This is a genomic window from Acidobacteriota bacterium (assembly GCA_016208495.1).
Lineage (GTDB): Bacteria > Acidobacteriota > Blastocatellia > Chloracidobacteriales > Chloracidobacteriaceae > JACQXX01.
Genome location: JACQXX010000055.1, coordinates 71,631 through 85,468, shown reverse-complemented (window position 1 = coordinate 85,468; position 13,838 = coordinate 71,631). Strand labels below are relative to the sequence as shown.

Annotated in this window: 10 protein-coding genes; 5 read left to right on the top strand and 5 right to left on the bottom strand. The window is 51.4% G+C overall.

Features of this window, described 5'->3' with window-relative positions:
- From HY774_09705 to HY774_09695, 3 genes are all read right to left on the bottom strand, one after another.
- The coding region (locus HY774_09705; GenBank protein ID MBI4748755.1) for a transposase at positions 1–1,276 on the bottom strand (1,276 nt) is incomplete at its 3' end.
- Between the two features lie 329 nt (positions 1,277–1,605).
- A complete protein-coding gene (gene hslV / locus HY774_09700; GenBank protein MBI4748754.1) occupies positions 1,606–2,166 on the bottom strand; it encodes an ATP-dependent protease subunit HslV in 561 nt (186 codons plus the stop codon).
- A 446-nt stretch (positions 2,167–2,612) separates the two neighbouring features.
- Positions 2,613–5,012 carry an ABC transporter permease gene (locus HY774_09695; protein MBI4748753.1) on the bottom strand — a complete coding sequence of 800 codons (2,400 nt, stop codon included), beginning with the start codon at positions 5,010–5,012 and terminating at the stop codon, positions 2,613–2,615.
- 185 nt (positions 5,013–5,197) lie between these two features.
- Between HY774_09695 and HY774_09690 the strand changes: the two genes are divergently transcribed.
- The 3 genes from HY774_09690 to HY774_09680 all read left to right on the top strand — a co-directional run bounded on the left by HY774_09690 (position 5,198) and on the right by HY774_09680 (position 10,367).
- Entirely contained in the window at positions 5,198–7,081 is a 1,884-nt protein-coding gene (locus tag HY774_09690; GenBank protein ID MBI4748752.1) for a M1 family metallopeptidase, read from the top strand.
- 149 nt (positions 7,082–7,230) lie between these two features.
- Positions 7,231–9,252 carry a hypothetical protein gene (locus HY774_09685; protein ID MBI4748751.1) on the top strand — a complete coding sequence of 674 codons (2,022 nt, stop codon included), beginning with the start codon at positions 7,231–7,233 and terminating at the stop codon, positions 9,250–9,252.
- A gap of 215 nt (positions 9,253–9,467) precedes the next feature.
- Positions 9,468–10,367 (top strand): alpha/beta hydrolase, encoded by a 900-nt coding sequence (locus tag HY774_09680; protein MBI4748750.1) that lies wholly within the window; start codon positions 9,468–9,470, stop codon positions 10,365–10,367.
- 53 nt (positions 10,368–10,420) lie between these two features.
- Here the strand turns inward: HY774_09680 and HY774_09675 are convergent, their stop codons facing one another.
- Both HY774_09675 and HY774_09670 read right to left on the bottom strand, forming a co-directional pair.
- On the bottom strand, positions 10,421–10,807 hold the full coding sequence (locus HY774_09675) for a response regulator (protein MBI4748749.1): 387 nt from the start codon (positions 10,805–10,807) through the stop codon (positions 10,421–10,423).
- Between the two features lie 54 nt (positions 10,808–10,861).
- Positions 10,862–11,110, bottom strand: a complete 249-nt coding sequence (locus tag HY774_09670) for a hypothetical protein (protein MBI4748748.1) — start codon at positions 11,108–11,110, stop codon at positions 10,862–10,864.
- Positions 11,111–11,308: 198 nt separating this feature from the next.
- Here HY774_09670 and HY774_09665 point away from each other — a divergent pair, with 198 nt between their 5' ends.
- Positions 11,309–12,043: a YebC/PmpR family DNA-binding transcriptional regulator gene (locus HY774_09665; GenBank protein ID MBI4748747.1), complete on the top strand. Its 735-nt coding sequence runs from the start codon at positions 11,309–11,311 to the stop codon at positions 12,041–12,043.
- A gap of 178 nt (positions 12,044–12,221) precedes the next feature.
- Positions 12,222–13,769, top strand: a complete 1,548-nt coding sequence (locus tag HY774_09660) for a mechanosensitive ion channel (protein MBI4748746.1) — start codon at positions 12,222–12,224, stop codon at positions 13,767–13,769.
- Positions 13,770–13,838: the final 69 nt, after the last annotated feature.

Here is a 13,838-nt window from a genome sequence, read left to right as displayed (position 1 = left end):
CTGAAAATTCATCTCTCGGAGCGGTGAACCCGCAGGTGTCGCACCGGTGGGTTCGCTCCGAGAGGGATTTTTTCTTTCGATTCCCGCACAGGCAGGTTTGAGAAAGGGCGGTTTGGAAGGTGTTGATCAGCCGTGTGCCACCCCCGAGCGCTTCGGCTTTGCGGGTTAACATGCCTTCCAGGGCTGATGGCGAGTGATGCTGGATTGATCGTCCAAACTGCTTTTGCCAGCCGCGATAGCTGACTTTTTCCGTGTGAATCTGGTTGCCAAGCCGGACAATCCGGTTGGCCAACCGTCCGTGGAGACTCTTGCGGTGAGCGGCTTTGCGGCGTTCCAGATCCTGAAGTTGCTGCTTCGTCCGCTGGTAGCGGGAGGACTGGTGCCACCGCTTCCGGCCCTGTTTGACCGTCCCGTTTGGCTGGTAGTTGTGTGGATTGGTCGCCCTCCGGCTGCGGTCCAATCGCCGCTGGAGTCTCCGGATTTCAGCCTGTCGGCGGTCGAGTTCCTGGCTGAGCGGTTCTTGAAAGCTGTCGGTGGCGGTCGAAACGGTAATCAGTGACGGTCCAAAATCAAGTCCCACCCGCTCTCCATTCTGAATGGTGTGTTTCTTCGGATCACGGTAGGGCTTTCCTTCCAGGATCAGTTGCACAAACCATCGTGACTGCCCATTGATCACCCGTTTGACGATTCGGGTGTATTTAACCCGGTGTTTGAGTGCGTGGACGTGGTACGGGTTTTTCTCATCCGCTTTGAATTCAAAGGTCAACTTTCCAACACACACCGTCCCGGTCGTGATCACCACCCGGATTCCAGTGTCGTTGGCATTGGTTTCAAACGACTGGAATTCATCCCGCCGTTTGAACCGCACCCGTTTGGCCTTCCCGAACATCACCTTCTCAATCGCTCGCCAGGCTCGTTTCGCCACTTGCTGCACAATTCGCGAATTCGTCAACTTGACAAAATGTCCTTCAACCAATCGCTGGCCAATCTTTTGCGCCTCGCCGACCGACAGTCCGTATTTCTTCCGCACCTCGGCAAACGCCGCTTTGCGTTCCTCAGACCCTTTCGGCATCTTCCGCGCCGCTTCCCATTCCGGAGAGTTTCGCGCCCGCTTCAACCGTCGGTGCAATTCGCCCAGCACCGCATTATAGACTTGCCGATAGGCATTCAGCATCTTCTTCAACGCCGCGAACCCCGCCGAATTCGATTCCAATTCAAACTCAGCCACAAACGATGGCGTTGGGGGTTGCCGGAGTTTATCTGCTTTTTTTCTCATAGGTTAACTCTACCGCAAAGCTACCGTTTCCGGCAAGATTTATTACTTTGTTTAAGGTCGTTCAGGCTGGTTTTTTCAGCGGTTGCGATTCATCCCCGCCCTACCGCTGCGCGGTTGAGGACGGGGCTTTCTCGCATTTTTTCTGGTACAAGTCTCTGGGTTAAATGATGAACTGTGGGTAGAGGTTGAGGGCGCAGGCTGAAAGGTGAAAACCAGGGGCTCATGACCGGAGATCAGAGCTGATAAACCATTTGAATTCAACTATTTTCTACCTTCAACCGCTCGACCGATCAACTGGCAAGGCAATGACTGTGCCAGATGAGTGACGCTTACAGTTCCTCGATAATCAGGTTTGGATTCGTGTAAATGCAAATATCGGCTGCAATTTTCATCGCTTCTTCAGCGATAGCACGTGCCGGAAGTTCAGTATGAGTCAGCAGTGCGCGAGCCGCCGCAATGGCATATGGGCCGCCAGACCCAATCGCCATAATTGGTTCATCAGGTTCAATCAAGTCGCCAGTCCCGGAAATCATCAAGATTGATTTTTCATCGGCCACCAGGAGCAGCGCTTCTAAATGGCGGAGAAATTTATCGGTTCGCCAATCTTTGGCCAGTTCAACCGCTGACCGAAAAAGCTGGCCGTGATATTGCTCAAGCTTCGATTCAAACCGGCCAAATAACGCAAAGGCATCCGCCGTTGAGCCGGCAAATCCGGCGAGGATTTTTTCATTATACAGACGGCGAATCTTGCGGGCCCCCGACTTGACTACGGTTGGCCCCATCGTGACCTGACCATCACCAGCCATAACCACTTTGTTATCACGTCGAACAGCCAAAACCGTGGTGCTTCGGATTTTCGGTGTTCGAGAAGGATTTGATCCGCGAACCATCGAAGTCATTGATGAAGTAACCTTTCCTGCGAGAGAGGCAAATGTTTGATAAAGAGGCAAGTCTCGAAGGTTTATCACAATCCCCCCACTGGCGCAAATCAGGTTGGGGAAACGGAGGGTGGAATGACAAGGTGACAGGGTGACGGGGTGAGGGGGTGACGACAGGTGACAAAATGACAGAAAATGAAGAAACTATTCAATTCTTTCTGTAACCAGTCAATTTAACCTGGAAAACCCAGGTGATTGGCTCTTTCTTTAGTCACTAAATATTGAGTATAAACAGCTTATCTAAACTTAAAAATGAGCTAAAAGATTCAGTCTCGCCATTTACACAAAAAACTAAAAAGTCTCGCCACCTGTCCCCCTGTCACTCTGTCATCTTTGTCCCCCTGTCACCTTGTCACTCTGTCACCTTTGTCACCTTGTCACCTTGTCATTTTGTCACCCTATTCATACCGCAAGGCCACCAGCGGATCCACCTTCGAGGCCCAGCGGGCCGGAATAAAGCAGGCCAGCGTGGCGATCCCAAGAAATGTGATGGCGACCACGGCGAAAGTAGTGGAATCTGTTGGACTTACTCCATACAACAACTTATCCAGTAGCCGGAGTGAAGCCAGCGCGAGCGCCAATCCAATGGCAATACCGAATCCAGCCAGCTTGAGCCCTTGAAGAAGAATCATCCAAATCACATCCGGCTGCTGGGCACCGAGTGCCATGCGAATGCCAATTTCGTGGATTCGCTGGGAAACGACATAGTTCATCACCCCAAAAATCCCAATCGCCGCCAGCGCGAGGGCCACGCTCCCGAAAATGCCGGTCAACAGAGCGTTGAGTTCATATGGCGCGAGATATTCCCCTAATCGCGAAGCCAACGTGCGCACATTATGGACCGGCACATCTTTATCAACCCGGCTGACGGCTGGCTGTAATAAGGAGCTGAGGCTGGAAGGATTTGAGCTGCGCAAAACAAGAAACATTGAGGTTACCGGTTGTTGCTGGAGGCTCATATAGACTTCGGGAAGTGTATCTTCGAGTGCCCCATCGTGTTTGATCGTGCGCACCACACCAACAATTTCAAAGGATTTTTGGGGATCGTCAAAAGTCAGTTTTTTCCCAAGCGGTTCTTCGCCACGCAAAAACTGGGAGACAAACGTTTCGTTGACAACCACGGCACCTGGGGCTTTTGCGCTATCCCGATCAGTCAGGTCACGCCCCTGCAGGAACTGAATCTCCATTGTTTTGAAATAATTCGGAGTTACGACTCGATAGTCGGTCTGCTGGGATTGGGTGGGGTCACTGCCGGCAAGATTCAGGAATTGAAAAGTGGTCGCGGTTCTGGCACCGGTTAAAGGCAACTCAGAAACCGCCGCTGCTGATTGAAGGTTCGGAAAGGCTTCGACTTCGCGCATCACGGACCGAAAGAACGTTTCACGTGAAACATACTCCTTGTAACGAGCTGTGGGGATCGTCACCCTGGCAGTAAGAATGCCGGTTGGGTTAAATCCAAGCTGTGTTTGCTGGAGCGAGAGAAAACTCCGCAGGAACAACCCGGCCCCGAGCAGGAGCACCAGCGCCAGGGCAACTTGAGCCACCACAATCGTGTTGCGCACATATCGCCAGGTGAGATGCCCGCCGCCTTCCCCTCTACTTTTTAGTTTTTCACCGACGTTGTCTTCAAATGCCTGAAAGATTGGCGTTATCCCAAATCCCAGCCCGGTGACCACCGTCAGGCCAATTGCAAAGGCAAGCACCCGCCAATCGAGTCCAATTTCAGCCACTCGCGGAATATTGGTTGGATCAATCTTGAGGATGTAGGGTGTTCCAAGTACAGCCAGCAGCAGACCAAGCAGTCCACCCGGAAGAGTCAACAACCAGCTTTCAACCAGAAACAACCGCAAAAGCTGCCAGCGACTGGCGCCCACCGCCAGACGAACCGCAATTTCGCGGCTGCGGGCGGTCATTCGAGCCAGTTGCAAATTGGCAATGTTGGCACAGGCAATCAGCAGAACGGCAATGGCGGCGGCCAACAGGACCAGGAGCGCAGGTCGGATGTCACGGGTTAATCGCTCATACATCGAAACCAGCTTCACCCCGCTCATGGCGTTGGTTTCAGGGAACCGCTGCTGCAGATCCCTGGAAATCGCGTCCATTTCCGACTGAGCCTGCGGCAGGCTCACCCCAGGTTTGAGCCGGGCAATCGAGCGCAGGTAATGATTTCCACGGGTATCAGGTGACAGGTCGAGCGTGAGCGGCGTCCACATGTCCACTTCAAGCGTCGGAAACCCAAACCCTTCGGGCATAATGCCAATCACCTGATAGGGTTCCTGATTGAAAGTCAGGGTTCGACCAATGATGTTTGGATCGGCGCCAAAAGTCCCGTTCCAGGTTTTGTGACTCAGCAAGACGACGCGATGCTTTCCCTGTTGTTCTTCTTCTTGAATAAAGGCTCGCCCTAATGATGGAGCGACACCCAGGACGCGGGTAAACCCTGGTGAGACAAGTGAGCCCTGGAACCGGATCGGCTGATCGGTGCCGGAATAGTTGAGATCAATTGAGCGATACGAAGCTATGCTCTCAAAGCACTGATTGAGCTGTCGCCAATCGGCAAAATCGTGAGCTGAGTTGCTAAACTCTCCTTTTCGCTCGATGTGCGAAGTAAAACAGTGGACGATCCGGTCTGGTGCCGGATAGGGTAACGGTTTGAGTAACACACCATTGAACACACTGAAAATTGAAACGTTCGCACCAATTCCAAGCGCGAGTGTCACCACGGCAATCAACCAAAAACCAGCGTGTTGTTTGAGTGAACGAATCGCACACAAGAAGTCATTGCGCAAACCATGCATAAGAATCCTCACGAAAACAGAAAATGTCGAGTACCGGAGATGCCTGGTTGGAGAGAAACACAGAATACGGCGGCCAGCGGTCAAATTCCAGTTGTCGTGCATCCATTGACTTGCTAAAAAGCTTCTTTCTTTCAAGACCGGCGCACATTGTATTTCACCCCCAATCCCTTTCGGAGTTTTTTCTGATGAAATTTGCTATTCGTCTTGTTCTCTTTGTGGTGTTTATGACGTTCTCACTTTCCGCTTCAACCTTTGCCCAAATTGGCCCTGATGCTCACCGCGACATCCACTCCTTTTCCGCTCCAGACCAGATTCGGGTCAAACATGTGGACCTGGATCTGGAAGTCCGCTTTGAGCAAAAAATGCTCACAGGGACGGCGACGCTGGAACTCGAACGTTTCTCAAAAGATGCCGCCACGCCATTGCGGCTCGATACGCGGGACCTCACCATCTCCAAGGCTGAGGCTTCAGTGGACGGAAAAACATTCAGTGAAACCAAATTTGAAGTTGGTGCCGCCGACCCGATTCTTGGGGCACCGCTGACCGTGCAGCTTCCGGCTCAGGCGACCCATGTCCGCATCACCTATGAAACCAGCCCCAAAGCCTCGGGGGTTCAGTGGCTCGACCCATCGCAAACGGCTGGGAAAAAATCGCCCTACATGTTTACCCAGTCACAGGCCATTCACGCCCGGAGCTGGATTCCACTCCAGGACAGCCCGCAAGTCCGTGTGAGCTACAATGCGCGAATCCGCACCCCCAAAAATCTGCTGGCGGTGATGAGTGCCGACAACGACCCGAAGACCAGACGGGATGGCGATTACTCGTTCAAAATGGCGCAGCCAATTCCCGCTTATTTGATTGCACTGGCGGTCGGAGACATTAAGTTTCAATCACTTGGCAAGCGAAGCGGTGTGTACACCGAAGCCGCCATGCTGAAAAAAGCAGCCAAGGAATTGAACGACACCGAAAAAATGATCGAGATTACCGAAAAGCTCTATGGTCCCTATCGGTGGGGACGCTATGACCTGCTCATTTTGCCGCCGAGCTTCCCGTTTGGCGGAATGGAAAATCCAAAACTGACCTTTGCCACGCCAACCATTCTGGCCGGGGACAAAAGCCTGGTTTCACTGATTGCCCACGAACTGGCACATTCCTGGTCAGGCAACCTGGTGACCAATGCCACGTGGCGCGATTTCTGGCTCAATGAAGGGTTTACTACCTATCTCGAACGACGAATTGTTGAAGCCGTCTATGGCAAAGACCAGGAACGGATGGAAGCGGTTCTGGGCCGCCAGGATTTGCAGGAAAATCTGGATGACTTTGAGGAACGGGACGAAATTCTCTATGTTGATTTGAAAGACCGTGACCCGGATGATGGGTTTACCAAAGTCCCATATGAAAAAGGCGCGCTCTTCCTTCGCCATCTGGAAGATGCGTTTGGTCGCGAACGCTTTGACGTGTTTGTTCGCAACTACTTTGATCACTTTGCCTTTAAGAGCATTACAACGGGCGATTTTCTGGATTATTTGAACAAAAACCTGATGAGCCAGGACGCGAAAGCCGCGGCCCAGATTCCGCTTGAAGAATGGATTTTCAAAGCTGGCGTCCCAGCCAATGCGCCCAAACCAATGTCTGATGCCTTCAGCAACGTCGAAACCCAGGCCAAACGCTGGCTCTCGGGTGAGATCCCGGCCAGTGGAATGAATACCCAGAAATGGATTTCGCACGAATGGCTTCACTTCCTGCGGTTTATCACGACCCAACCCGTGGCACCCGCCAAACTGGCTGAACTCGACAAAGCTTTTGACTTAACCCGTTCCGGTAACTCAGAAGTTGCCCATCAGTGGTTGCTGCTGGCCATTCGCAATCGCTATGAAACTGCCTATCCCAAACTAGAAGAATATCTGGTCACGATTGGCCGCCGGAAACTGATCAAACCGCTCTATGAAGAACTGGTCAAGACTCCGGAAGGCCGTGAACGGGCAATGTCTATTTATCGCAAAGCACGTCCAGGCTATCACCCCATCACCATTGCCACGGTTGATGGCATTGTGAAATGGCAAGGATGAAGAGATGACACAGTGACAAGATGACAAGGTGACACAGTGACAAGGTGACACAGTGACAAAAATCTGATTGTTATCCTGTCATTTTGTCACCTTGTCATTTTATCATCCTGTCACGTTGTCACGTTGTCACTCGAAAGAAGGATTGAATTATGTTTAACACGATTTGGTCGCGGGCATTGCTGGTTTTCGGGCTGGCAATGCTTTTGGGAAGTTTTTTGAGATTGCCTCACAGTGTGTCTGGAAATCATGTGGCACTAAACCAATCGCCCAACCGCCGTCAATCAGCCGCACCCAGTCAGCGACCTGGGCCGAAGCCGAAAGGACTCGCTGGCCGCAAAGCGACCACGGCTGTCAAATCAGCTCCACAACAGGAAAATACCCGGCTTTCAAAGACCATTCAGGGAACAGCCACCATCTCACCAAACCGTCAGAAAGCGCCTACGGCCCAGACGCTCCACGAACTTACCGCCCGTCAGCTTGAACGCCGGCAACGCTCGGAGAAAGCAGAACGGGAAAAACGTCCCCCGACCATTGCTGATCCAGGAGCCCGATTGCGAACGGGGCCGCCGACTATTCCAGCAACAAACGTGGGGACAACGGCCCGTCAATCCAGCAGTATTCAACTTCTAACCAACACGTCATTGGGCGAGGTATCTTCTGACAAAAGCCTGGTCAGCGAGCCGACAGCCGCCGAAGGTGGAAACAATGTTTTTTACACTGCCAACTGGTTTGCGGCGGTTTCAACCGATGGCGGTGGGTCATTTCGATATGTGGATCCCTACAATTTTTTTCCCTCAGCCGCCGATGGGTTTTGTTGTGACCAGGACACGGTGTTTGCCCCAAATCAGAACTTGATGGTGTGGCTGTTGCAGTATGTCAATAATTCATCCGGCAATGTGGTCCGAATCGCTGTCACCAATAATCCGGCGGGTGACTGGATGTACTATGATTTCGAGCCTGAATTGATTGAAGGAATTTCCGATTCAGACTGGTTTGATTACCCACATTTAACTATTAGCAATAGCTTTTTGTATTTCACCATCAATATTTACACCCGTTCAGACGACTATCGGGCAAGTGCGATTTTCCGCGCCCCACTCAGTGAACTGGCAACTGGTGGCAATCTTTCGATTGGATATTATGCCACTGGGGAAGACTTCTTTAGTTCCCCAGCCCAGGGTGCCACGACAACGATGTACTGGGCCGGACACCGGACCAACAGTTCCCTGCGGATCTTTAGTTGGCCGGAATCCAGCCCCGACGTTGCAATCAATGACGTTTCGCACGCCGCCTACCCCTTTCGGGATAACACCTGCATTGACGGTGACGGGGCCAACCCTTGCCTTCGATCAGATGACCGGGTTTTATCAGCCTGGGTTTCTGGCGGGAAGGTTGGGTTTTTGTGGAATGCCGCGCGAGGAACTGGTGGGTTAGGTCAATTTCCGTTCCCCTATGTCCACTATGTAACAGTGGATGAAGCGTCGAAAGCACTGGTTGAGGATGGAGCGATTTGGAATCTAAACTTTGCCTTTTTCTATCCGTCGCTAGCCCCAAACGCCGCCGGGAAACTTGGTGGTGTGATTGGTTGGGCTGGGGGGCGGCTGTTCCCTTCCTTCGGAGCCCTGGTCTCAAAATCAGCTTCTGGCACGGAATTATCAAATCTGGATATTCTGGTCGTCGGTGTCGGGAATCGTGGACCAAATAGCGATGTCTGGGGAGATTACCTTCGAGTTCGTCAGAGCAGCGTTGATCCATCCGGTTGGGTGGCCAGCGGATACAATCTGCAAGGCAGCGGAAGCGGGTTTGGCGTCGTACCGCGCTACATTCGGTTTGTGGCACCTGAAGGTGGAAATGGAAGCGATACCACCGCGCCAGGAGTTTCGGTGCTTTCTCCAGTTGGTGGGGCTAAAATCAAAACCTTTTCATTCCAGGTGAGTTGGACCTCTCAAGATAATGTCGGAGTTACCTCACACGACATTCTGCTTTCGAGCGATGGTGGCCAAAGCTTCGGTCTCTCGTTAGCAACCGGCTTACCAGGCACAACCCAGGTCTTTACTGTCACGTCGCCGGTTCAAAAAGTAAAACAGGCCGTGATCAAAGTGACAGCCCGTGATGCGGCTGGAAATATCGGTGAAGGGGTTTCCAGCACATTTCGAATCAAAGCCAAATAAAAAACCGGGTTCAGGGTTTGGGGTTCGGGGTTCAGGGTTCCGGGGTGGAAAGAAAAGGACATAAATTCGAAAACCCGGAACCCGGAACCCGGAACCCGGAACCCGGAACCCGGAACCCGGAACCCGGAACCCCGAACCCCGAACCCCGAACCCCGAACCCTGAACCCTGAACCCCGAACCCTGAACCCCGAACCCTGAACCCTAAAATACCGCCTATGACATTAACTGACTGGAAAACTCGTGGAAAATTCTTTTCCTATCGTGGCCACCAGATTTTTTACCGTGACGAAGGTGCGGGATTCCCCGTCCTGTGCATTCATGGATTTCCAACCGCCTCGTGGGATTGGCACTGCATTTGGCCGGAATTGACCAGTCGGTTTCGGGTGCTCGCCCTGGATATGATCGGGTTTGGATTTTCTGACAAGCCTCACACTTATGAATACTCGATCCTTGACCAGGCCACTTTGCACGAAACAATCCTGAATCATCTCAACATTGACCGGGCGCATATTTTTGCCCACGACTATGGCGACACGGTGGCCCAGGAACTGCTGGCGCGCTTTGAAGATCGTTCCCGGCACGGTCAGTCAGGGTTAGAAATTGTGTCGGTTTGTTTTCTCAATGGAGGCTTGTTTCCAGAAGTCCATCGGGCCCGATTTATCCAAAAGCTCCTCAACTCACCACTTGGACCGTTGATTGGGAAACTGATTACCGAGGAAAAATTCTGTCGCAGCCTGTCGGCTGTTTTTGGTGCGCAAACACAACCTTCAGCCGAAGAATTGACCGCCTTTTGGACACTCAATTCCACCAATCAGGGAACACAGATTGCCCACAAATTGATCAGGTATATCGGTGAACGGAAACGATTTCGTGAACGCTGGGTGGGAACGCTCCAACAGACCAGGGTCCCGTTGCGGGTCATCAACGGGCTCGCGGATCCGGTTTCGGGCGCTCATATGGTCGAGCGGTATCGGGAATTGATCCCAAATCCAGATGTGGTTGGATTAGAAGGAATTGGGCATTATCCGCAGGTTGAGGCGCCGGCGGCGGTGCTCGAAGGATTTTTGAATCACGTGGGAAAAATCACACAGGGGAAGTCAAAACTGGCCACCTGAGAACATGACTATCGTTTCAGGTGGGGCCGGTTCACAGGGAAGAAAAACGCGCCTTAATGAGGTTCGGTCACGATTTTTCCGATAGTCTCTAATAACATTTGATACCGGAACGGTTTGGTGATGTAGGCACGCAGCCCAAGGTCAAGCAGTTCTTTCTGTTCGTCTTCATTATCAGATTTGGCCGTCAGCATAATGACCGGCGTTGGTCGGTTGCTGGTGCTGGATTCAATGCGTCGGAGCAGTTTGAAGGCTTCAACCCCAGTCATGATTGGCATCATGTAATCCATCAAGACCAGGTCCGGTTTTTCATCGAGAATGAGTTGAAGACCATCTTTCCCGTTTGAAGCAATTGAGCAAAGATAATTCCGGGATTCTAAAATCACCCGCAACATCTGTGCGGTATCCATTTCATCGTCAACAATTAAAATCCTATGCGACATGAAAAACCTCGTTATCCCCTCTATGTATTTTCTTCTTTGTTTGTTGTTCTTCCCTCAGAGTGAAGCGGCATCGGCATCTATCAACAAACCCTTTTCGCAAACACGAACCACAGACTGCCAGTCACCTTGCGATGTTAAGGCGGTGCACAAGCTTGTTTTGATTGGCTCTTGAGAAGAAGTTGAGGGTCCTGAGAAAATCGAGAAAGACACTGAAGCTTTTTTATTTGAATGAACTGAAATACAAAATGCTGTGCTATCCTGAACACTTGCTGTATTTTTGTCAATTTCAAAATCAACTGGCACTGTTTTTCCTTCGGATTTTCCCGGAGTAGCCTGGCATTCCCCTACGATTTACGCCGTCCATCAACCGTGCTAGAGTTTTCTGTTTTCAATCACACATCAACTTGCTATAGTCTTGAGTTTTCTCCTGAAAACCTCTTCATCACTTGCAACCACTGTCAGTGGTAAAGCGATCATCTCTATTATTTTCCGAGGATTGTCATGTCTGGACATAGTAAATGGCATACGATTAAACATAAGAAGGGTGCGCTCGATGCCAAACGTGGAAAAATCACGACCCGAATGGTGAAAGAAATCACGGTTGCGGCCCGAATGGGGGGCGGTGATCCGGGATCAAACGCACGGCTGCGTAAAGCGGTCAGTGACGCCAAGGCTGAAAATGTTCCCAACGATACAATTGACAAGGCCATTAAGCGCGGAACTGGTGAAATTGAAGGTCTGACCTACGAAGAAATTACCTATGAAGGCTACGGCCCGGCTGGGGTGGCAATTATGGTCCAGGCGACCACTGATAACCGCAACCGAACCGTTTCAGAACTGCGCCACCTGTTTTCAAAAAATGGCGGGAATTTGGGTGAAAGCGGCTGTGTCGGCTGGATGTTTGACTATCTGGGTGTCATCGTGCTCGATAAAGATGCCAAATCAGAAGAAGAATTATTTGAATTGGTGGCGGGAGCGGGAGCGGATGACCTCAAAGATGAAGACACCGTGTGGGAAGTGCTGACCTCTCCTGAAACATTTAACGATGTCTATGAAGCCATCAAAAATGCAGGATTGTCCCCGATTTCGGCTGAAATCACGATGGTGCCGAAAACCTCTGTCAAACTTGAAGGCAAAGACGCCCAGGCCATGCTGAAGTTCTATGACGCGCTCGATGACCACGACGATGTTCAAAAAATCTCAGCCAATTTCGAAGTGGACGAAAGCGAATACTGATCTCCGTAAAAGCGGGCTGAAGAAAACGGGCTGAAGAAACGGGCTGAAGAAAGCGGGCTGAAGAAACGGGCTGAAAAAAACGGGCTGAAGAAAACAGGTTTTTCATCCCGGGCCCATCATTTTCAGCGCCACTTCTTCAGCCCGTTTTCTTCAGTCCACCGACTCATAAGGCGGTGAAATGCAGACGTTTCTCCAGTTACTGAAAGCTGACCTGCTGGCACAAGATACCCACTGGATCACCCTTGTGGTGCTGATCAGTGTGGTGATTATTTGGAAGTATGTCCCGACTGAACGCAAGTATATTCGGAATACCTTGCTGCTGTACGGGCTTTACTTTTTGCTGGTCCCAATCGCTCAACTCCTTCAAGCCGTTGGGTTTCTAGTGACCGGTGGCAGTTTGCTGGTGGTTGCGGTCTTGATGTTTCGCATCACGCTCGTCAACTTTGGCTCAGTCCTGGTCTTCGAAGTCTTTCTCCCAGTTCTGCGGATTTCGCTGCCCCGGATTATTCGTGATATCTCGATCCTGGTGGCCTATGTGATGGTTACCTTTTCACTCCTGGCCAAACTTGGGGTGAACATCACCAGTCTGATTACGACCTCAGCGATTGTGACCGCCGTGATTGGGTTGTCGCTGCAAGACACGTTGGGCAATGTGATGGCTGGGCTAACGTTGCAGCTCGAACACGCGATCCAGGAGGGCGACTGGGTCAAAGTGGATGAACACATCGGCCAGGTGAAAGAAGTCCGCTGGCGGTTCACCTCGATTGAAACCCGCAATTGGGACACGGTCATTATTCCAAACAGCCAGTTGGTCAAAGGACAGGTATTGATTTATGGCAAACGCCAAAAACAGCCGCTGCAAACCCGGCGCTGGATTTATTTCAACGTTGATTTTCGGTTTCCTCCGGCTGAAGTCATTGAGCGAGTTGACACTGCCCTTCAAAAATCCAGCATTCCGGGTGTCGCAACCACTCCGGCGGCACACACGCTGCTCTATGATTTTAAGGAAAGTTATTGCCAGTATGCGGTTCGGTACTGGCTCACCGATCTGGCCATTGATGCCCCGACCGATTCCATCGTCCGGACACGGATTTTTTACGCCTTAAAACGGGCTGGAATCTCACTTTCGATTCCAGCGCAACGGATCTTCACGGTCGAAGAAAACAAAAAGTGGAAAGAACGCAAAGAAGAACAAATTGTACAACAACGACTCAATGCCCTTCAGAGCGTTGATCTGTTTCACACATTTAATGAATCTGAGCTCCGCGACCTGTCAGTCCATCTGGTGGATTCCCCTTTTAGTCAAGGTGAAGATTTAACCCGCCAGGGTGACGAAGCCCACTGGCTCTATATTCTTACCAAAGGTTCTGTTTCAGTTCACGTGGCCGTCAAAGACCCAATTCATGGCGAGTTGCGGGAAAAAGAAGTCCGGCGACTCGGCCCCGGTGACATCTTCGGCGAAATGTCTTTGATGACCGGTCAACCCCGGCTGGCCACCGTGACGGCACTTGAGGATGTTGAGTGTTTTCGGCTTGATAAAGACGCGTTTCAATCCATTCTGATTGCTCGACCTGAAATTGCCGAAGACATTTCCCACATCCTGGCCAAACGTCGGCTTGAACTGGATGCCACCGTTGCAGGAATTGATGAGGAACTCCAGCAAAGCCATGTCAATGCAACTCAAAATCAAATGCTGGGGTTGATTCGCGAATTCTTTGGACTTTGATCTTTTTCATCAAATCTGGTCAGTCCATAAAACCAAAAGCGGCCTCGTGAGGCCGCTTTTCTGCTTTTT